The following is a 19,720-nucleotide window of genomic DNA, read 5'->3' on the forward strand; positions in this document are numbered from 1 at the left end:
CAGTACGAATCAATTTGCCGACAATATTGCATTGCTTGAGCACTTATGATCTGCTGCGACGATGCCGAAAGGCATTTTTTTATGGTGATCAGAGGCTGGCAAATCTCGTAAATTTCGAGGTACCCTTAAGGCGAAGATCAATCCAAGACCTATCTTCGCGAAAAGATCAATCGCTGGATCCTGCTGCACCAAGGCCAGGCCAGAAGGCCCTACAGCAATCCCCCCCAACATCAATAGCGCGACTGTTGGAAGCCGGCCTCCAAAAAGTCGAGCTACGAAGGGAGATACAGCAACAATGGCAACGATTGTCAGCAGTCCCTGTAGACCAACACTCATGGGCTGCGGAAAATTCAACCATCATCCTGCTCCAGCAGAGCTGGGTCGTTGAGGAGGGGCCTTGCCTTACTGCCGATGTGGTAAGCCAGTGATCGGCTGGGGTGGTATTTATCCGGCTGTTACTGAGTCAAGAGCCGGTGATAACAATGAGCCAAGCTCCTCGTCTTGAAAAGCTAGGCCGCTTTCTGTTGCGGGGCCTGCGCATCGGCGCCAGCACCGTGTCGATCGTGGAGTTGCTGCGTAGCGACTGGACCGCTGGCATCAGTGCAGGCGTTGCCTGGCTGGTGTTTCTGCAGGTGGAGCGGCGGCTGCCGCCCCTCAGCCCGGAGACCGAGGACTGATTCGTGCCCCGACGTTCATCGCTCCGGGATTTGTTGTGCTCAGACCAGCTTGGTGAGCACGTGCTGCATCACCTCCAATAGTCCATCGGCGAGGGGGCGATGGCTGCTGAGCTTGGCGCTCCAGATCGATCCAGACAGCAGTTCTTCTGGGCTTATCAGACCCAAGTCCTGGCCCTCCAGAAGCTGCAGCTGCTCCAGCGGCACCGATAGCTCGGCCTGAAACACATGGGCCGTTCGGCGGTGGATGTGATGCACCATCACCAGCTCCACCGCCGGGGGCTGCCAGCTGATCTCCTCCAGCAGCTCCCGCCGCAGGGCCTGCTCTGGCGTTTCGCCGGGGTCGAGGTGTCCGCCAAAGAGCCCCCAGCAGCCGGGCGCAACGATGTCGGGGATCTCGTCGCGCAGCTGCATCAGCCAGCGACCATCCCGATGCAGCATCGCCAGGGCGACTTCAACGGCCATGGATCGGCCTCAGGCAGAAGCCGACCGGCGCTGCTGCTTGGCGATGAGCGCGGCCCCGCCGGCTGCCAGCACCAAGCCACCGCTGATGGCGAGGAAAACAAAGGTCTGCAGCAGCAAAAGGAAGATTCCAATGGCCGACCCGCCCACGATCTGCACCCTCGCCTTGATCAGCAGGGTGAGCAGCAGCAGCACAGTGGCCTTCAGGGCCAGAACCTTGGCCGTGCTGAATGGCAAAAAGGGATTCAAGCACACATGTCGATCTCGGGTGTACCCATGCTGGCGGACTGATCCCGCAGCGGTGGCTTCATTTGCGGCATTTCAACGGGAGTGCTTCCTCCCAATGGAAGGAGTTGCTTTAGGCCATGCCCGTGAGCCAACGTCCCCCCAGGGCAAGGGCGATGGCAAGGGTTGATCCCAGCCCCAGCAAGCGGGGACTTGTGAGCAGCCGCCGCAGGATCACCAAACTCCAAAGCAGACCCACCGCAATCACCGCGCTCTGGCAGAAGGCCACCACATGCTGATCGGCACTCCAGCTTGGCCAGAGGGCAGCCGCGGCTCCTTGCCAGGGGAAGGCACTCACCGGCAGCAGCTGGCCGGCCTCGACCATTCCCAAGGGCAAATAGCGAGACAACATCAGGGCCCACACCAGCGGCAAGAGCCCATAGAGCAAGGGTTTCGGCCACCAGCCGGCCACCAAAACAGGCAGCAGCAGCGCAATCAAACCCACCCCAAACCTGGGCAGCAGGGGACCTGCTTGTAGGGATTCAGGGGCCCATGGCAACCAACCCAGCCAGCCCTGCCAGTGATGCAAAGCCACACCGCCCAGCAGCACCAAGAGCAAGAGACGTTCGCCAAAGGGGACAGCCATGCCCTTTTGCAGGTCGGCCGCGGGCGGGCGCAGGCGCAATTTCACAGAGCGGTGCGGACAGGCTTGAACGCAGGTGAGGCAAAGCACGCAATTGCGATTGTCTTCCAGGTGGGCTGGATGGGTGCCCAGGGGGCAGCCTCCCGTGGCCAGGCCTTCACCTTCCGCTGGTCCGCCTTTGAAGCAGGCATAACTGCTGCAACTGCCGCTGCAGGTGCCCGCCTCGGCCCGCAGCTCCAGCACCGATAACTTCGCCATCAGGCCATTCATGCCCCCCACTGGGCACAAATAGCGACACCAGAAGCGCTTTTCAAACAACAGCGAGCACACCACCGCCCCGCCCGTAATCACGAGCAGCAGACAACTGCTCAACCAGGCCGTGTCTTCAAGATTGGCCAGCTCCTCCCACAGCAAGATGGCGCCAAAGCCAGCGGCCAACACCGGTGCGGCCCAGCGGTCGGTGTCGCCCCGGGGCCAACGGCGCGGCTGCCAGCCCAGTAAACGGGCGAGCTTCTGGCTGATTTCGCCCCACACCATGAACGGGCAAAAGGAGCACCACAGCCGCCCCACCAGCGGGAAGGTGACAAGAATCACTGGCCACCACCAGGCCCAAAACAGATTCAATGCACCGTTGTGGGCCCGATCCTGGGGTCCAAGCCACAGGGCCCCATTCACCAGCACAAACAGCCAGCTCACCAAGCCAAACAACAGGCCATTCCAGAGCAAAGGGGCTCGCATCCACTCCCTCAGCCGAGGCTTCCAGCGCCAGATGTCGAAGCGCAGGCTGGTGGGCCGGCTCAGTAGCCAAAACACATCTTCCGGCAAGAGGTCGGGCAGCTCACCATGAACGGCTGACGCCTTGGCCTGAAGCAGTGCCCGGTTGATCACCACATCCAGTTCCCGCAGGTTGTTGGGGAAGTCGTGGCTTTGGAGACGCTTCACTACGTTGGCGGGCACCTGGGGTGGCTTGGGCCAGCCCAATTGGCGGGCACGGCGCCGCAGGGAATAACGGATCCAATCCCCCAGGTCTTGGCGGCGCACCCGTAGGGGAGGCACCCGGATTTGGTCGCACAGACCTTCCAGTTCCGGCACGCTGGATTCGGCGGTGAACAGCAACCGGCCTTGAAATGGTTCGCTGCAGCCAGGCCATTGGCCCGTTCGCGCCAGCTCGATCAGTAGGGCTCGCAGCTCGGGAGGGGCGGCATCGAAGCGATCCAGCAGCACGCACCCCTGACAGAGGCACTCCAGCAACGGCGGCCCTTGGCTTGGGGAACCGTGAAACAAATCGCCGCCATCGGCGCGCAGCAGGCTGGTGTCAACGCGAATCAATACATGGCGCCGGTCGCCCGAGCCGAAATGAACGAGCGCAGCCAGGTTGTCCTTCTCCAGCCCAGGCTCGCCACTGATCAGCACAGGCAGCCGCGCAGGATCTTGAGCCGCCTGGGCCAAGGCCGCCCGGAGCTTGACGGCGTAGCGACTTCCCCCAACCACCCCACGCCGGGTGGATCCCACCAGGTAGGGAGCCAGGCGTCGCAGGGCCGGTGCGTCTAGCTCCTGGGTTGGGGAGGTCATCGAGAAGGTGGGCTTGGCGGCGGGGGCCAGGGATGTCCGGTTGCTCTTGGGGCAGCCAGTTCCGCTTCAGCAATACCACCAGCGGCGGCTGATCGCTGAATGACCTGGTGAGAAAACACAACTAGCTGTCCGCGGTGGTCTTAAGACAGGTGATCGCCAGGGCCTGCTGGCGGAGTGCCGCAAAAGAAGCCGTTTTGCTCTGATCCAGGGTCCATGTGTCCTGCCCTACCGACCCTTTTTGGGGTTTCGCCTTGGATTGATTTAGTCAATCAACGTTCGGATCCATGGCTGACACCTACACCATCACAACTGAAGACGGCAAGTCTTTTACCTGTGCTTCTGACACCTACATCCTTGATGCTGCTGAGGAGCAGGGCATTGACCTCCCCTACTCCTGTAGGGCCGGTGCTTGTAGCACCTGCGCCGGCAAAGTTGTGAGCGGTGGTGTCGACCAATCTGATCAAAGCTTCCTCGACGATGATCAAATCGCCTCGGGTTTTGCCCTGCTTTGCGTGAGCTACCCCACCAGCGACTGCACCATCACCACCGGTGTGGAAGATGATCTCTGAACCCGGCGCCCCCGGACGTTGAGTGCCCATCCCGCCGATCGCCTGAGCCCTGCCCCCGTCCTGGTCTGTGGACTTGGCGCCCTGGGGCAGGCCTGTCTTCAGCGCCTCCTGGCCTTTGGTCTGCCCCTCCACGGCGTCGATCTGAGGCAGCCCAGCTGGAGAGATCCCGAGCTGGAATCCCGTCTGGCGGCAACGCTCACCCTTGGAGACATGCGCCTGGCCCACGTGTTGCGCCAAGCCGGTGCCGAGCGAGCCAGTGCTGTTCTGCTTCTGAGTTCCGACAGCACGATCAACTTTGAGGCTGCCCTCCAGGTACGGCTCCTTAATCCCACCGCAGAGATCGTGGTGCGTTCCACCAACCGTCGCGCCGATCTCGGCGCCCTGCTGGAGCATCGCCTGCCCGGGGTAGCGGTGGTCGATCCCAACCTTCTCTGTGCTGATGCGATCAGCACCGCCCTAAGACCTGCATCGATGCGGGCGAGAGTGGAGGTAGATGGCCAGATCATTCAGGTAGTGGAGGGTCCTGGTGAGGACCTTCGCCAACAGAAGCAGGTCCGGCTTCCCGGGTCATCCTCCGGATCCCCGCCGGTATGGTTAACAGCCCGGTCACCGCTCATCAACCAGGGCCCGCTGGCCCCTGGCCAAAACCGCCGCCATCGCGTCCAGGCCTGGCTGCGGAGCAAAATTCAAAAGCTGCGCGCCTGGCTGCAGGCGCGGACACGGCTCCAGCGGTGGGGCTTCGCTCTGCTGATGCTATTGGTGCTGGTCGGCGTGCAGACCTTCTCACAAGTGGGGGGATGGAAGCAGGGAGTGTTTGTCACCCTCGGCTTGCTCAAAGGGGAGTACGTCGATCCGGTGAACCTCCTCCTCTCCGACATCACCGGGATAGGGGAGGTCAGCGGTTGGCTGATCGTTGGCACCCTGCTCTATTCCCTAGTTGGCACGCTGCTGATCTCGGCCCTGGTGGCCGTGATCCTGGAACGTTTGCTGCGGGAGCGCCTGGGTGTGGAACGGATCCGGCTGCCCCGGCGGGGCCCGGCGCCGGTGCTGTTAGTGGAGGGATCGGCGCTGGCCCAGCGCATCGCCCAGCGGCTGCGGCGTCACCAGCAGCTGGTGGTGAGGGTCGAGCCGGGGGGCAGCGATGGCTCCCAGGACAAGGGAATCGTTCAATTCGGACAACTGGAGGAGGCGCTCCAGGCGCTTGAGGGTCGTCCTGTTGCCGCCGTAGGCCTGCTCACCACCGATTTGCTGGCCAATCTAGAAGCCGCCATGGCGCTGCAAAAACGCTGGCCCGAGGCTGGTGTCGCGGTGCTGGCCCATGACTTTGGGGCCGCCGAACCCCTGGGGGAACTGCTGGGAGGGCTGGCGGTGATTTCCACCGTCGACCTCGTCGCCGATGCGGTGGTGGCGGCCGCCTTTGGGGAGAGGGTGGAGGGAGTCTTGCAACTGCAGGGCACCCACCTACTGATCGTGCGCTACCGCCTTCAGGAGCAGAACAATCTTTGCGGTCTGAATATCTCCAGGCTGGAGAATGGCTATGGCGTGACAGGCGTTTCTCTGCGCCGGTCCCGCTATCGCGAGCCCATTCTTTTGCCGCCGCCAGACCTGGTGCTGGCCGCCGGAGACCAGTTGGTGGTGCTGGCGACGGCGGCCAGCCTGCGTAGTATCGAATTGGATCTTCCAGTGCCCCCCCGCTACCGTCTGCAGATCCAATTTCAGGGGGCGCACTCGCCAGAGCGTCGCTTTCAGGCGCAGCAAAGCTTGGCTCGCTGGATCGGTTGCCTCCCAGGGGAGGTGGTCCACCTCCTTGATGGAGAGAAGCATCTCACTCCTCCGGTGGATCGGGAAATCTGTGATCTGCTGGTGGAAGATCTCCGGCGGCAGGGAGTGGAATGCACCCTGATCCAAGACGGTGGCTTGGGCCGGGCCAGCGGATAAGAATCCGAGTTGAGAATCCGAGTTGAGAATCGGATGATGCGAAGACTACGACGGGCCCGCTGGGTGAACGGGAGCGTTCGCGTGGCCTGAGCTTGAACAAGCCTTAACGAGTCCCTTGCAGACTGCCGGCAGGCTGGAGAAGTGCGTTCACTGCCGCCCGCCATGACCCTCCCGATGACCACGCTTGACGCCTTTGCCGCCATCCCCCTGGCGGCGGTGTGCTGCGACCAGACCTTCGGCAAGGACGAAGCCCGCGTGATCCGGGAGCAGCTGCTGGGACGTACGGCCTACCAGGAGATGGAGCCCTACGCCTTCGCGCTGTTGATCTCGGGTCTGCTCAAGCGCTTCCGGGAGGATTCGTGGCAGGGGCTGATCGCCAGCGCGGCCCCGCTGCTCAGTCCGGAGCAGCAGGAGATGGCCTTCGCCCTGGCCTGCCAGCTGATCCACTGCGATCGGATCGTGGCTCCTCAGGAGCAACAGTTCCTGGCGGCCCTGGCGCAGCAACTGCAGTTCACCACAGACCGTGCCGAGCAGATCTTTGAGGTCTGCCATCTGCTGAACCGCGATTTCGTCAATAACCAGTCGACTTAAGCCCAGAATCCAACCGCCTTTCACTGTCAGCCGACATCGAAAACTGGACCAGCACCGAATCGTGTACAGCTTGGTGATCGAAATAGAGAGGCGTCAATTTTCCTGGCAGAGCCAGCCTCAGATCTGCCAGTTGAGCCTATGCTGGGTAATTGGGATTTTAGTAAAGTGAATAAGGAAGAAATCTTGCATGACTACAAGCAAAAGCCTGGTGCGTTTATCCCTGAATTCGTGGCCTTGGATGATCTTGTGGACATTTATCTAAACAACCCTGGCTTCCACTCAAGCTTCGAGGACTTTATGGACGAATGGCAAGAAGAGGATAATGCTGTAGAATGTGAATTCTAAATCATAATCAATCTCATATGGATATCCCCCCTCAAGAACTTAATCCAAAGTGGTTTAAGAGTCACCTGCTTGATCGCTCGGTTGAGCTTCAAGAGCTTTATGAGTTGCCTCAAGGTGAGCTAGATCTAGTAATGGCAGAGGCTGCCGAGCTCAGGACTGATGTGGTCAATCGCGACCGCAACCATGGCAAGTGGTGCACCGCCGGCTATTTCCTGGAATTGGCGAAGATCATTAGTGAACGGCGATTCGCTCAGCTTGATCAGAAGTAAGGCTGAACGGCGCCGCGCCAACCACCTTCACATGCTGTTACAATGACTGTAACAAACTGAAACACGCATGACTGAACCCACTCCCCGCTTTGGTTTTGTCGCCTTCGCCGAAACCTGGAACGGCCGTCTGGCCATGCTCGGCTTCGTGATCGGCCTGGGCACCGAGCTACTCACCGGCCAGGGCATCCTTTCCCAGATCGGGCTCGGTTGATCAGTGCCCTAGTGCTTCAGCCAAATATCGCCGACTGACGCCAGGGCTTCCGTTTCGTTTCACACCACCCAGGAGATCACCATGACCAACACCCCCGCCAACGACAAGCTGCTCGATACCAGCGCTGAACAGCTGAACCTCATGGAGCAGCTCAAGCGAGCTGAATTGTTTAACGGCCGCGCCGCCATGCTCGGCATCGTGGTGGAAGGCCTCACCGGCTTTGGCATCGCTCACCAAATCGGCCTCGGCGCCCTAGTGGATGGCTACGCCGCCTGCCGCACCCAGTTCCTACCCTTCTGCTTCTGAGCCCCTGCTCGGCTTGTACGCCATTGGCTTTCCGTAACCTGGGTGCTGGGCAGGGTCTAGGTGCCGGAGGGCGGCCTGCGGGCCGACTCGATCAGCAGGTTCTGGAGTAGCTCCCTGCTGCTGATCAGCAGGTGGGCCAGCCACGTGCCCGTCAATCGGGGTTCAGCTACCCGATCGCCCCTGCAATGGCTGATGGCCTGCTCGATCTCGGCCAGCTCGCGAGCGATATTGCGTACCATCGCTTCTGTGGTCTCGCGGGGGCTGGGCCGGAAAGGAATTGGCATTGGCCCCACTCTGCCCCCGGGCAGGCGCTGGGGTGGCATCTAGCGGCGCACCGGCACCACCTGCATGCCGACCGGGGCCAGTGCGATCAGCGCCAGCTTGATGTGCTGGATCCCGAAGGGAATGCCGATGATCGTCACGAAGCAGGCCACTGCAGAGGTGAGGTGGCCGATAGCTAGCCACCAGCCCGCCACCAGAAACCAGATCACGTTGCCGATCAGCCCGAGCGGTCCGGTGCCGAAATCCATCCGTCCGGTGAGCTCACGCCTGCTCACGGCCTCATTTCCAAACGGCCAGAAGGAGTAGTTGCCGATCACAAAGCAGGCCCGGGCCCAGGGAAGGCCGACGATCGTGATCGCCGCCACAAGACCGGCCAGCCACCAGCCCAGGCCCATCACCACCCCGCCGAGCACGAACCAGAGAACGTTGAGCAGAAAGCGCAGCATCAGATCTTCCGCGGTGCTCCCAGCCTGGCAAAAGGGAGACGCGAGCGCAGCCGTGATGGGTGATCTCCTCCTTCCATCACTGTTTGAGTAACTTGCAAAAGCTGAGCCGACGTTTGTAGCAGCCATGCCTGACGGAAGACCATCCCATGTAGTCGTCATCGGAGCTGGATGGGCTGGTTGGGGCGCAGCCAAGGCACTCTGTGAAGCGAGTATTCGTGTCACCTTGATTGATGGGATGTCCGATCCAACAGGCACTCAACCAATCACCACCAACAGCGGCAAACCTTTCGAGGCAGGCACCAGAGGTTTTTGGAAAGACTATCCCAATATCAATGCACTCACAGATCAACTCGGCGCTAGAGATATCTTCACTGACTTCACAACCAGTGCCTTCTGGTCGCCAGAAGGGTTAGAAGCAACAGCGCCTGTCTTTGGTGAGGCACCCCAATGGCCAAGTCCGCTTGGCCAGATGGTGGCAACAATCACTAACTTCACGCGACTACCCATTCAAGACAGGCTCAGTATTGCAGGGCTACTCTATACGATGCTGGACCTTTATCGCAGCGATAAGATTTTCCAGCAGTACGACGATCTCGATGCGCAATCACTCTTTGTCAAGCTTGGCATCAGCGATCGGCTCATCAATGAGTTCTTGCGCCCCACCTTGCTGGTTGGCTTGTTCAAGCCGCCCGAAGAGCTTTCGGCCGCGGTCACCATGGAGCTCCTTTATTACTACGCCCTGGCCCACCAAGACTCATTTGATGTCTGTTGGATCAAGTCGAAAAGTATCGCTGAACATTTGTTTGCACCCCTGAGTAGAAGGCTGATCTCCCGCCATCATCTGCAGGTCCTTGGTGGAACGTTGGTGAGACGGGTGAATGTGTCGTCTGACTCGCAGCGCATCAGCTCGGTTGAGCTTCAGAACATGGCAACCAAAACAGTTCAGGTGATTGACGACGTGGATGCTGTGGTCTTGGCGGTTGGTGCAAAAGGGCTCAAGTCTCTGATGGCTCAATCTCCAGAACTCAGCAAGGCAGCACCAGAGCTTGTTAGCGCTGCTTCGCTTGGCTCCATCGATGTTGTTTCAGCACGTCTTTGGCTGGATCGTTATGTTCCAATCGCTTACCCAGCCAACGTGTTTTCCCGCTTCAAATCACTGGAGGGCTCAGGGGGCACTTTTTTCATGCTGGATCAGTTGCATATGGATGCGCAACAGGCTCTCTGGGGTGATGGGCAGCCCCAGGGCTCGGTGGTCGCCAGCGACTTTTACAACGCATCGGCTATCGCAGCGATGAGTGATCAAGAGATCATCGACCTGCTTACGCGTGACCTGCTCCCCATCGCTCATCCCGAATTCACCAATGCCAGGGTGGTTGATTCCGAGGTGCGGCGCTATCCAGGCTCGGTGTCGCTCTTTTCTCCGGGCAGTTTCAGAAAACGGCCACCTTTGGAAAGCTCAGTGCAGTCGATCGTCTGCGCTGGCGACTGGGTGCGGATGGGCGACAAAGAACATGGAGCCAAGGGTCTGTGTCAGGAACGAGCCTATGTGTGCGGGCTGGAGGCAGGGAACTCCTTGATCAGACGCAAGATTGTCAACGGTGTTGATCACTTCCATCCCGTTCTCCCTATTCGGGCAGACGAGCCACAAGTCGTTCTAGGCCGTGCTCTCAACAAGCTCGTGATGGATCCAATCGAAGCCCTTGGTCTGAAACTGCCGTGGTTCAACTCCTAACGAGTGCTGGACATACTGCGACGCTGCTAGCCCACCCCCTCGTTACAGAGCGGACCGATCGGGCACGTGCTCTCATCTGCAGTCCACCACGGCTAACCCTGAATTTCAGCCGAAAAGAAGAAAAGCCGGCATGAGGCCCCCGGGCAGGACCACAGCCGCTGGGCCTCAAGGCCTGGCTTGGGGTGGTGTTGCATTGCTGGCATCCAACCTGGTAGCAGTCTTAATTTGGGGAATCTTCCGGACCTATCCCCTTCTTGGCGCAGGACATCCTGATCATCCTGCTGTTGATCGTGGCCAACGGTCTGTTCTCCGGCGCTGAAATCGCAATCATTTCGGCACGCCGTTATCGGCTGGAACAACTCTCAGAGAAGGGAGACCGCTCAGCCCGGGTGGCGCTGAGACTGGCCGAGTCTCCGAATCAGTTCCTGTCCACGGTTCAGATCGGCATCACCCTGATCGGCATCCTCACCGGTGCGGTCGGTGGTGCCACCGTTACTCGCCAGCTCTATTCCCTGCTGGAACGCCTGCCTGTGCTGGCGCCTTACAGCGAAGGGCTGAGCTTTGCGCTGGTGGTGGCCGTGATCACCTACCTATCTGTGGTAATCGGCGAGCTGGTGCCCAAGCGCCTGGCCCTGGCCAGTCCCGAGCGTCTGGCCTGCGCCATGGCACCCAGCATGCGCTGGCTGTCACGGGTTAGCGGTCCGGTTGTTCATCTGCTCAGCAATTCGACCGAAGCTTTGATGAAGCTGCTGGGGGTTTCCACCACCAGCGAACCTGACATCACCGAGGACGAGATCAAGGCGATGATTCGTCAGGGTGCTGATTCGGGCGTGTTCGAAGAGGTCGAGCACGACATGGTTCAGCGCGTGCTGCGCCTTGGTGATCGCACCATTAAGACGTTGATGACCCCTCGCACTGACATCTGCTGGCTGAATGTCGAGGAGTCGCTGGAAACGAGCCTGCAGGAAATCCTCGAGAGCACCCATTCCCGTTTCCCGGTGGCCAGGGGCACCCTCGATGACTGCTTGGGGGTGGTGCGGGTCCGCAACCTGTTGTCAGCAAAGATCACCGGCCAGTCGATCAACCTCGAAGAACTGATGCAGCCGCCACTGTTCATGGCCGAAAGCACCCGGGCTCTATCGGTCCTCGAGCAATTCAAGCGCACTGGTATTCACATCGCCCTGGTCACCGATGAGTTCGGCGGGATCGAGGGTCTTGTCACTCTCAATGACCTAATGGAGGGCATCGTTGGCGACCTGCCCTCGGTTGAAGATAAAGACGGACCCATGGTGGTGACCCGCGAAGACGGATCGTTGCTTGTCGACGGCGGCCTGGATCTCGACGCTTTTGCTGAGCTGATCGACCAGGACATCTTCCGCATTGATCAGAAGGGCCGTTATCACACCCTGGCCGGGTTTGTGATGCATGTGCTCGAGCGCATCCCCCGCGAAGCCGACCATTTCGAGTGGCAGGGCTACCGCTTCGAGGTGGTGGATATGGATGGCAAGCGGGTCGACAAGCTGCTGGTCTCGCCCATCAACAGGGATACGGATACCGGCAGGGTGATTTCCCCTTCTCCATAGGGCTGCTCACTTCAGGTGATGCACCGCATGCACCACCACGCCAAATAGCCCTGAGCGATCAAAGACCTCCAGATCCAAAGGAATTGCTACTTCTCCTGGCCGCACCGGCTCAAGCAACCACTGCTCTCCCTGCCGCAGCAGCGGCCGCATCAAGAAGCTGCCCTGGTGAGCAACGACGACGACATTGCCGGAGCAGGGTTCCACACTGCGGTCAATCACCATCAGGTCGCCGTCGTTGATCCCGTGCTGGCGCATGCCATTGCCGCTGGCCCGCATGTAGAAGGTGCAAACCGGGTTGGGAATCAGGGCGGCCTGGAGATCCAAGCCCTCACCCAACGAGCCCGGGCAGAAGGGCACAGGCTCGCCAATGGGCAGGTCGGCCAACATCAAGCCAGCGGCAGCAGTACGGCCGTTCTACTCCTGGTGAGGTGAGCTGGCCCGCGGCAGCGCCATCCGCATCGAGGCAGCGGAGGCGCGGCTCACTCCTCTTCTGTGCTGCCCAAAGGGATGAGCTTGATCTGCTTACGACCCAGCTTGATCTCGAACTCATCGCCTGGCTTGAGGTCGAGCAGGGCGGTGTAGGCCTTGCCCACCATGAGATTGCCGTTGAACTGGATCTTGGTCACGAAGCTGAGGCTGCGGCCACCCTTGCCACGGCCGGCGGTATCGGCACCAAGGTTTACCCCCTTAGCGCTGAGTAGGGCCTCATAGAAAGCGGTGAAGTTGAGGCGCTCGCCGCCGTCTTTCTTGGTGCTCACATAGCCGCACTCACGCACGAGATCTGACTTGGAGACATCGCCCAGCTCCTTGACCTTGGCGAGCAGTTCTGAACCGGTAATCATTTGATACTTGCGTTGTGCCCAGAATATAACAAGCCCACATGCTGTGTCAATTCACTAAATCAATAGCCAAGCTTTTGCTTCTACTGGTTTCAGTGGCAACCTTTAGCGCAGCTTCGCGATATTGCCAAAGGTGCGCGGTATTGCAAAAGGTGATTGTCAGCGCAGGGATTCGCAGGCTTCTCCATCGCCATTGCCATCGAGATAGCTGAGCCCCTGGCGCCGCCGCTCCTGGGCTTTGGCATAGGAGCTGATCTCGCTGCAGCGCTAGCGGCGTCCGCGGCGGAAGTCCCAGGGTCGGGTGATGCCGCCCTTTACCTGCCAGACCCCATATCGGCGCCGGCTGGCACGGTATTCGGCGTCCAGATACTCCTGGGCGTTACACCCACTGAGGTACTGGCGGTAGGCGAAGGCTTGGCCGTCTTCCACCATCGCCAGGTTGATGTTGATCTCTGAGATCACCTCCGCCACCGAGCGGCCATAGCGATCGGTGGTTTTGACCTCGAGCCCGATCTCCCGTCCGACAGGGAGCCGCTGCTGCAGGTAGCTGCGGGCCTGCTGGCCATACGTGCCTTGTGCCATTTCCGGGGCGTCAATGCAGGCCAGCCTCACTGTCAGGGCTTTGCCGGCCTGTCGGACGCGGATGGTGTCGCCATCGCCAATGGAGAGCACCATGGCCGTAACGCCCTGACCAGCAACACCAGCCGGCCAGGCAAGAGCCGTCAACGCCGCCACAACCAGCAATACCTTGCTTGCCATCGCTGGAGTTTGCACGGGCATCCTTTCCATGGGGCTTATGCATGGCCGCTGCGCTTCAACTACCGCTTCGGGGGCCTGCAGCCACCGGCATGACGATCTACGTGCTCAGCGGTCTCTTCTTCAGAGCTTTGCTTGCGGTGCCTTAGCCCTGCTCCCAGCGGAAGCCTTGATCTTCCCAGGCTTTCGGATCTTCGATCGGCTCGAGATGAGTGAACACATGGGTGCGGTTCAAGGTGGCCGCCACCTTTTGCTCCAACTGCTCACAGAGGTCGTGGCCTGCTTGCACGCTCCATCGACCAGGCACGAGCACGTGGAACGACACGAAGCGACGGGAACCAGCCACGCGGGTGCGCAGCGCATGGAATTGGATCTCGTCTGTTTCACAGCTGGCCAGCAGATCTTCGAGAACCTGTTGCTCGGGATCGGACAGGGAGCGATCCAGCAGGCCGGAGGCGGTTTCGTGAAACAGCTTCCAGCCGGTGACGACGATGTTCAGCGCCACGGCGATCGCAATCAGGGGGTCGAGAATCGTCAGGCCGGTGAGCTTCACCAGGCCGATGCCCAGAACCACACCGAGGGAGGTCCAGACGTCGGTGAGCAGATGGTGGGCATCGGCGCGCAGGGTGATCGAATCAAAGCGCCGCGAGGCTTTCAACAGCACCCAGGCCACCAGACCATTCAGCGCGGTTGCCAGCAGGGAAATGACCAGGCCGATGCCCAGCTGCTCCAGCGGTTGGGGCTGCTGCAAGCGGCCGATGGCGGTATGCATGATGGCGAAGGCTGCCACCACGATCAGCACACTTTCCAGGCCGCTGGAGAAGTATTCGGCCTTGAAGTGGCCGTAGGGGTGGCTGCGATCGGCAGGTTTGGCCGCGAGGGTGAGCGCCCAGATTGCGCCAATGGCTGCGACCAGGTTCACGCCCGACTCCATGGCATCGGAGAGCAGGCCCACCGACCCGGTCAGGCGCCAGGCCAGCGTTTTCAGCACGATCGTCGCGACCGCTGCTGCCGTCGACAGCAGCATGTAGGCGCGAGGCGAGGCGAAGACCATGGGCGCGGGAAGTGCTTTCTCAGCTAAGCCAGTGTTGGTGATGGCGGACCAGACTGCTTGTCGTGGCGGCGACGGAAGGCGGATTCCGATTTGATCAGCCTTTGGCCTACTCGAGCGCTAACAGGCCAAGGCAATAAGGCAGGCCACCTCCGGCGCCCAGCCCTCATAAAGCTCCCCCCAGATGACGTTCAACACAATTCAAAGAGCAGCAGGTCTGCTCCACCTGACCCTGCAGTTAAGGCCTCCAGCTTGCCGGCGTCGTAGCCCAGACCATCACCCTGCTGCAGGGGATGGCCATTGGCCTCCCCGGCCCCATCAATCAGCTGGATCCAGCCCTGGCGGCCTGTGCCAAGGGCCAGGCTGAGCGACTCGCCTGTACCGGGCTGAGCCCGCCAGAGGCGCACCGGCCGGTGGATCGCCATGGCGCCATCGGCCTGCTCGGGATCCAGCAGAGGGGTCCAGCCGGGACCGATGGCGAAGGGTTTCTGCTCGTAGGCCGGGGCGATGCCGGTGCTACTGGGCACGATCCAGATCTGCAGCAGCCGGCAGGGCTTATCGCCCTGGTTGATCTCGCTGTGCACCACACCGGTGCCTGCGCTCATGCGCTGCACCTCGCCGGCGCGCAGCACCTCGGCGTGGCCCATCGAGTCGCAATGGTTGAGCTGGCCCTCCACCATCACGGTCACGATCTCCATGTCGCGGTGGGGGTGCATGCCGAAGCCTGTGCCGGCGGCGATCGTGTCGTCGTTGATCACCCGCAGCGGCCCATAGCCCATCCAGGCTGGGTCGTAATGGCTGGAATAGGAAAAGCTGTGCCAGCTGTCGAGCCAGTCGAGCTGGCTGTGGAAACGCCCGGATGCCGGGCGAAATACCAGGCCTGAAGAGGTGGTCATGGTTGGGAAATATGGATTTGGTGCAGGCGCGTGATCAGATCAGCGATGGAGTCGTCCTTCACACTTCACCATTGGCTATGCGCACTTTGCCGAGCTGATCTGTACCACTCGATCGACCTTGACGCTCCCTGCTGTTGCTGGCTGTAGTCCTCTCCCGGGGTGGCGCCAAACCCAGGCCTCAGTCCACCAACCCTCAGGCGCCGGCTATCAGCCCACCTCCCGTCGGGCCGGTGCCGGATCCGCAGGTACGGTCCCAGGCGCTAGCGCAGCTTCAGCGAACATCCCTATCCCACCCTTGCCCCCGAAGGGTTGCTGAGGACGAGACCGCCAGCACCAGACATCCAGGGCAGGATGCAGCGCAATTCCCAGAGCGAGCGACAACACGTACACCACTCGATGGCACGCCCCTGTTGTATTACGCCAACCCGTGGGCATCGGCCACTAGTCACCCCCTACATTTTAGTCAATATTCCTTCGGATCCTGCCTGCTCCCTGGATGGCCACCTTCCTTTCCCCGGTTTCCGTTTGTCTACGGGCCACAGGCCTGGGCCTGGCCTTCGGGTTGATCGGCGCCACAGGTTCTGCCTGGGCAGCGGGCCCGCCACCTTCAGCGCCCGCCAGCCTTTACAGCGGCGGCGACATCCTGACCATGGTGGGCCCGAAGCCGGTCTACGCCGAAGCCCTAGTGGAGAAGAGCGGCAAGATCCTCTACGTGGGTCCCCTGGCCGGCGCGATCAAGGCTGCCGGGCCCGCTACCAGACGGATCAATCTGGCCGGCCACACCCTGCTGCCGGGGTTTATCGATGCCCACGGACACATGGTCTATTACGGCAAAAACCAAATGGACGCTGATCTGTTCGGCGTCAAGGACATCCCGGAACTGGTGGCTCGCCTTAGGGGCCACGCCGCTTCCGTGCCAAGCGGGGCCTGGATAGTGGGCTTTGGCTATCAGGCCAAAGCGATGAGAGAAGGGCGCACCCCCACCGCGCTCGAGCTTGATGGTGTGTCGCCGGATCGGCCCGTGATGATCGTCGATTCCTCTGGTCACCTTGGATCGGCTAACAACGCCCTGCTCAAGCGGGCTGGAGTCACCGCATCCACGGCCGATCCCACCGGTGGCGCGTTTGCCCGCCAAAGCGGCAGCAGGGAACCGTTGGGCCCGATGGAGGAAACTGCTCTCAACGCCGTCCGTAGTCAACGGCCTGCCTTCACCGGCAAGCTGGCCGATGACGCGATCCTGGCTGGTGCTGCTGCCTGGGCACGCTTTGGTCAGACCACCGCCCAGGATTGCGGCATCGGACTGGGCGCCGACGACATCGCGGTGGTGCGCAACGCGATCGACAAGAAACTGCTGCTGATTGATCTCTACATCTGTGCCAAAGATTCGGCTACCAATGATGTGATCGACGCCGCTTATGGCGTTTCCCAGTCCTACACCCCCTCATTCACCGGCACCGCCGCCCAGCTGCTGGCGGCCAGACCAGATCTCGATCGCCGCTACATCAACCGGGTGCGGCTGGGCGGCGTCAAATACTGGCTCGATGGCAGCGTCGACACCGCCTGGTTCACCCAGCCTTACACCACCAATCCTCCTGGCAAGAGCGGGGAATATCGGGGCTATGAGCAGATCCCGGATGCGGTGCTGCTGGCCGGCGTCGAGCGCTTCTGGAACACCGGCATCCAGATCAACATGCACATGAATGGCGATGCCGCAGCCGACCAGGCCCTACGCGTGATCGAAGCGGTAATTAAGAAAAAAGGCTGGAGCGACCACCGTCCGGTCTTCATCCATGCCACCTATTTGCGGCCCGACCAGATCCAGCGTATGAAGGCGATCGGCGCGGTGCCGAGCTTCCTGGTCGCCTCGATCGCCTCCGCCGGTGATGCGGTGGAACGGCTCTGGGGCCCGAATCGGGCCGCCCATGCTGCAGCTGCCCACAGCTTTCAGTCTGCGAGCCTTCCGTACACCCTCTCCCACGACGCTCCGGTGTCCCCCTCGCCGACGATCTTGGGTCTGGTGGATGCTGCCGTGAATCGCCGCACCGCCAGCGGTCGGGTGATCGGACCTGCCGAACGGATCAGCCCCTATGACGCTTTGCGCGCCGTGACCGTGATGGCTGCCTATCAGATCAAGGAGGAGAAGAGCAAGGGCAGTCTTGAGCCAGGCAAGCTCGCCGATCTGGTGATCATCGAGCGCAATCCACTCAAGGTGGAGCCCGGCAGCATCGGCACGATCCGGGTGGTTGAAACCATCAAGGAGGGCCAGCCGGTCTATCGGATGCCCGCCGTGGAGCTGGTCAGCATCTCTGCCGCGCCGGTCATGCGCCCTCAGGCCCCCCACAACCATGGAGATGCCCTGGCCCCGCCCAAGCCCATGCCGGCGAGTGATCGGGCCACGATGGGGCGTCTGGTGCGTGCTTCCCAGGCCAGCCTGCGCTGAAAGCCATCTTACGGCGGCTCGGATTACGGCGGCTCCGAGGATTAGGCGATTGCCGGCCTTCTGCACGATGCGATTGAGGACGCCGGTCAGAGTCCCCGCGGCCCTCTTCACGCGGACCTGGATCTTTTCATCAAAATTGAAAACTAGTTTTGATTAGGGCTCCGAATTGATCATTGCCACCTTGCCTCCCCCCTGGGTTGTTGAGGTGGAAGAGCACTGGCGTCACCGAGATGGCATCGCTGACTTGCCACCTGTACCACCACTCCCAAGCCCAGACTTCTGATTCGGTGGTCGCTCCGTTGCGTGTAGCGGTGGCGAAGGCCGGTTGCCCCAAGCCCATTCCCAAGCTGTTGCCATCCGCCAGCAAATTGCTCCTCTGCAGGACCACCATCCACGACTGGCTGGTGCGCAGATCCCTGCCCGCGCTGCGGTTGAGGCCGTAGCCGGCGCTGTTCGAGGGAATCCAGCCGCGCTCGGATGCCGGGCGAAATACCAGGCCTGAAGAGGTGGTCATGGTTGGGAAATATGGATTTGGTGCAGGCGCGTGATCAGATCAGCGATGGAGTCGTCCTTGGCCGGATTGTCGCTGTTGCTCGACAGCTGGCGGCCCACCACATGGGCACCGAGATGGGCCAGCTGCAGCCTCATGGCAGTGAGCACGCCATAGCCGCCGCCGCCGGAGTGGGTGGCGATCACCACGGGGCGGCAGTTGAAGAGGGCCCGGAAGTCGCTGCCCTGCACCGACAGCCAGGCGATGGCGCTGGTGAGCACCGGCGGGATCGAGCCGTTGTATTCCGGCGAGCAGATCACCCAGCGTGGAGCGGCAGCCAGCTGGGCCTCCAACTCCGCCAACACTGGCGGTGTGCCGGCGACCTGGGCTCGCGGGGTGAAAAGCGGCAGGTTGATGGTGGTGAGATCGAGCACGGCAGCGCTTTGACCCTGCTGGCGTGCGGCCGCTGCGAAGCGCTCAGCCAGCTGCAGGTTATGGCCGTTGCTAGCGGCGATCACCAGCACATCTGTGGAGGTTGGGGTACTCATGGCTGTAGCTCCAGGGTGGAGTAATTGGTATACCCAGCGTGGCCGGTGCTGAAGAAGCTGGCGAAATCCGGGGCATTGAGGGGCGCCAGCACCGTATCGATCGTCGAACTGCTACTTAAGGACTGGACAGGCGGTATCAGCTCTGGCGTTGCCTGGCTGGTGTTTCTGCTGATGGAGCTACGGCTGCCCTTAGCCCGCAGCCAGAGGACTGATCCGCAGCTCGGGATAGCCGGTGGCAGGATCCAGTTCCCGCCAGAAATGCCATTCCGGCAGCAGGCCAACCACCAACTCGGCGGTGGTGCGCACCAGGGAGCCGGTGCAGAGGTGGCCGCCGATCACGGCGCCCCTGCTGTCGGCCACAGCAATGTGCAGATGGGCGCCATCGGGCGAAAGGGTGCCGGCCAGGCTGAGTATCTCCAGCTCACCGTGGATGGTCGTGGCCTCAGCAGCCCCCGCAAAGCGCAGCTGGGCGACCGAGAGGCTGCCCACGGCGCTAATAACGCAGCCCGCCTGCTCCTGCTGCTCGCCCATCCAGGTTTCCAGCGTCTGCCGGAGGTCGTCTCCCGGCGCAAGCCGCAACGGCACCACCTTCATGGGATCGGCCCCTCCACCAGCCCCTGGACCATCACCAAGGGATCGACGTAACCCAGCTGCTTGTGACTGAACGCACCCGGCAGGGTGACAACGACCTCAAATCCATTGCGCTGCCAGCCACCGGGCCGCCTGCACGGCCACCACATAGCCGGCATTGGCCACATGGGCGCCGAGGCACAGGGAGTCGGGCTTGAGGTAAAAAGTGCCCACCACGGCCCCCGCCCCATCCCCATAACCAAAACAAATTAATTGACCAGA

Annotated in this window: 26 protein-coding genes; 11 read left to right on the top strand and 15 right to left on the bottom strand. The window is 61.4% G+C overall.

The window, feature by feature from the left end; translation table 11 throughout:
* Positions 1–9: 9 nt before the first annotated feature.
* The gene (locus KBY83_RS11675; RefSeq protein ID WP_255019664.1) at positions 10–336 is read right to left on the bottom strand and encodes a hypothetical protein; all 327 of its coding nucleotides are present in this window, start codon (positions 334–336) and stop codon (positions 10–12) included.
* 146 nt (positions 337–482) lie between these two features.
* Between KBY83_RS11675 and KBY83_RS11680 the strand changes: the two genes are divergently transcribed.
* Positions 483–677 (top strand): hypothetical protein, encoded by a 195-nt coding sequence (locus tag KBY83_RS11680; protein WP_255019665.1) that lies wholly within the window; start codon positions 483–485, stop codon positions 675–677.
* 39 nt (positions 678–716) lie between these two features.
* Here KBY83_RS11680 and KBY83_RS11685 read toward each other — a convergent pair whose 3' ends face one another.
* The 3 genes from KBY83_RS11685 to KBY83_RS11695 form a co-directional block, all read right to left on the bottom strand.
* Positions 717–1,139 carry an NUDIX hydrolase gene (locus KBY83_RS11685; protein WP_255019666.1) on the bottom strand — a complete coding sequence of 141 codons (423 nt, stop codon included), beginning with the start codon at positions 1,137–1,139 and terminating at the stop codon, positions 717–719.
* A gap of 9 nt (positions 1,140–1,148) precedes the next feature.
* Positions 1,149–1,331: a hypothetical protein gene (locus KBY83_RS11690; RefSeq protein ID WP_315858972.1), complete on the bottom strand. Its 183-nt coding sequence runs from the start codon at positions 1,329–1,331 to the stop codon at positions 1,149–1,151.
* A 163-nt stretch (positions 1,332–1,494) separates the two neighbouring features.
* Positions 1,495–3,576, bottom strand: a complete 2,082-nt coding sequence (locus KBY83_RS11695) for a 4Fe-4S binding protein (RefSeq protein ID WP_255019668.1) — start codon at positions 3,574–3,576, stop codon at positions 1,495–1,497.
* Between the two features lie 284 nt (positions 3,577–3,860).
* Here KBY83_RS11695 and KBY83_RS11700 point away from each other — a divergent pair, with 284 nt between their 5' ends.
* The 7 genes from KBY83_RS11700 to KBY83_RS11730 all read left to right on the top strand — a co-directional run bounded on the left by KBY83_RS11700 (position 3,861) and on the right by KBY83_RS11730 (position 7,805).
* A complete protein-coding gene (locus KBY83_RS11700; protein ID WP_255019669.1) occupies positions 3,861–4,145 on the top strand; it encodes a 2Fe-2S iron-sulfur cluster-binding protein in 285 nt (94 codons plus the stop codon).
* An 18-nt stretch (positions 4,146–4,163) separates the two neighbouring features.
* Complete coding sequence (locus tag KBY83_RS11705) at positions 4,164–6,083, top strand: NAD-binding protein (protein WP_255019670.1); 1,920 nt, start codon at positions 4,164–4,166, stop codon at positions 6,081–6,083.
* 162 nt (positions 6,084–6,245) lie between these two features.
* Positions 6,246–6,674, top strand: coding sequence for a tellurite resistance TerB family protein (locus KBY83_RS11710; protein WP_255019671.1), 429 nt, complete (start codon positions 6,246–6,248; stop codon positions 6,672–6,674).
* Between the two features lie 138 nt (positions 6,675–6,812).
* Positions 6,813–7,019, top strand: a complete 207-nt coding sequence (locus KBY83_RS11715; RefSeq protein WP_255019672.1) for a hypothetical protein — start codon at positions 6,813–6,815, stop codon at positions 7,017–7,019.
* Between the two features lie 17 nt (positions 7,020–7,036).
* Positions 7,037–7,288, top strand: a complete 252-nt coding sequence (locus KBY83_RS11720; protein ID WP_254942714.1) for a hypothetical protein — start codon at positions 7,037–7,039, stop codon at positions 7,286–7,288.
* 67 nt (positions 7,289–7,355) lie between these two features.
* The gene (locus KBY83_RS11725; protein WP_106502518.1) at positions 7,356–7,499 is read left to right on the top strand and encodes a chlorophyll a/b-binding protein; all 144 of its coding nucleotides are present in this window, start codon (positions 7,356–7,358) and stop codon (positions 7,497–7,499) included.
* 81 nt (positions 7,500–7,580) lie between these two features.
* Complete coding sequence (locus KBY83_RS11730) at positions 7,581–7,805, top strand: high light inducible protein (protein ID WP_255019673.1); 225 nt, start codon at positions 7,581–7,583, stop codon at positions 7,803–7,805.
* A 56-nt stretch (positions 7,806–7,861) separates the two neighbouring features.
* Here the strand turns inward: KBY83_RS11730 and KBY83_RS11735 are convergent, their stop codons facing one another.
* On the bottom strand, positions 7,862–8,089 hold the full coding sequence (locus KBY83_RS11735; protein ID WP_255019674.1) for a hypothetical protein: 228 nt from the start codon (positions 8,087–8,089) through the stop codon (positions 7,862–7,864).
* Positions 8,090–8,128: 39 nt separating this feature from the next.
* Positions 8,129–8,533 carry a YccF domain-containing protein gene (locus KBY83_RS11740; RefSeq protein ID WP_254937275.1) on the bottom strand — a complete coding sequence of 135 codons (405 nt, stop codon included), beginning with the start codon at positions 8,531–8,533 and terminating at the stop codon, positions 8,129–8,131.
* 124 nt (positions 8,534–8,657) lie between these two features.
* On the opposite strand from KBY83_RS11740, the gene KBY83_RS11745 reads away from it, so the two are divergent.
* Together KBY83_RS11745 and KBY83_RS11750 are read left to right on the top strand one after the other, a co-directional pair.
* Positions 8,658–10,265: an FAD-dependent oxidoreductase gene (locus KBY83_RS11745; protein WP_255019675.1), complete on the top strand. Its 1,608-nt coding sequence runs from the start codon at positions 8,658–8,660 to the stop codon at positions 10,263–10,265.
* Positions 10,266–10,519: 254 nt separating this feature from the next.
* Entirely contained in the window at positions 10,520–11,848 is a 1,329-nt protein-coding gene (locus tag KBY83_RS11750) for a hemolysin family protein (RefSeq protein ID WP_255019676.1), read from the top strand.
* 6 nt (positions 11,849–11,854) lie between these two features.
* On the opposite strand, the gene KBY83_RS11755 is transcribed toward KBY83_RS11750, so the two are convergent.
* The 6 genes from KBY83_RS11755 to KBY83_RS11780 all read right to left on the bottom strand — a co-directional run bounded on the left by KBY83_RS11755 (position 11,855) and on the right by KBY83_RS11780 (position 15,390).
* Positions 11,855–12,235 carry a LexA family transcriptional regulator gene (locus KBY83_RS11755; protein ID WP_255019677.1) on the bottom strand — a complete coding sequence of 127 codons (381 nt, stop codon included), beginning with the start codon at positions 12,233–12,235 and terminating at the stop codon, positions 11,855–11,857.
* 92 nt (positions 12,236–12,327) lie between these two features.
* Entirely contained in the window at positions 12,328–12,690 is a 363-nt protein-coding gene (locus KBY83_RS11760; RefSeq protein WP_106502579.1) for an AbrB family transcriptional regulator, read from the bottom strand.
* Between the two features lie 156 nt (positions 12,691–12,846).
* Positions 12,847–12,942 carry an excalibur calcium-binding domain-containing protein gene (locus KBY83_RS11765; RefSeq protein ID WP_255019689.1) on the bottom strand — a complete coding sequence of 32 codons (96 nt, stop codon included), beginning with the start codon at positions 12,940–12,942 and terminating at the stop codon, positions 12,847–12,849.
* A gap of 12 nt (positions 12,943–12,954) precedes the next feature.
* Positions 12,955–13,446, bottom strand: a complete 492-nt coding sequence (locus KBY83_RS11770; protein ID WP_255019678.1) for a thermonuclease family protein — start codon at positions 13,444–13,446, stop codon at positions 12,955–12,957.
* Between the two features lie 142 nt (positions 13,447–13,588).
* Positions 13,589–14,497: a cation diffusion facilitator family transporter gene (locus KBY83_RS11775; protein ID WP_255019679.1), complete on the bottom strand. Its 909-nt coding sequence runs from the start codon at positions 14,495–14,497 to the stop codon at positions 13,589–13,591.
* A 188-nt stretch (positions 14,498–14,685) separates the two neighbouring features.
* Positions 14,686–15,390: a pirin-like bicupin family protein gene (locus tag KBY83_RS11780; RefSeq protein WP_255019680.1), complete on the bottom strand. Its 705-nt coding sequence runs from the start codon at positions 15,388–15,390 to the stop codon at positions 14,686–14,688.
* Positions 15,391–15,886: 496 nt separating this feature from the next.
* On the opposite strand from KBY83_RS11780, the gene KBY83_RS11785 reads away from it, so the two are divergent.
* The gene (locus tag KBY83_RS11785; RefSeq protein WP_255019681.1) at positions 15,887–17,830 is read left to right on the top strand and encodes an amidohydrolase; all 1,944 of its coding nucleotides are present in this window, start codon (positions 15,887–15,889) and stop codon (positions 17,828–17,830) included.
* Positions 17,831–17,960: 130 nt separating this feature from the next.
* Here the strand turns inward: KBY83_RS11785 and KBY83_RS11790 are convergent, their stop codons facing one another.
* From KBY83_RS11790 to KBY83_RS11800, 3 genes are all read right to left on the bottom strand, one after another.
* Entirely contained in the window at positions 17,961–18,344 is a 384-nt protein-coding gene (locus tag KBY83_RS11790) for a carbohydrate porin (protein WP_255019682.1), read from the bottom strand.
* A complete protein-coding gene (locus tag KBY83_RS11795; protein ID WP_255019683.1) occupies positions 18,341–18,868 on the bottom strand; it encodes an NADPH-dependent FMN reductase in 528 nt (175 codons plus the stop codon). The genes KBY83_RS11790 and KBY83_RS11795 overlap by 4 nt, the downstream gene beginning before the upstream one ends.
* 189 nt (positions 18,869–19,057) lie before the next feature.
* On the bottom strand, positions 19,058–19,462 hold the full coding sequence (locus KBY83_RS11800; RefSeq protein WP_255019684.1) for a PPC domain-containing DNA-binding protein: 405 nt from the start codon (positions 19,460–19,462) through the stop codon (positions 19,058–19,060).
* Positions 19,463–19,720: the final 258 nt, after the last annotated feature.

It is taken from the genome of Cyanobium sp. WKJ7-Wakatipu (assembly GCF_024345355.1).
Taxonomy (GTDB): Bacteria; Cyanobacteriota; Cyanobacteriia; order PCC-6307; family Cyanobiaceae; genus Cyanobium_A; species Cyanobium_A usitatum.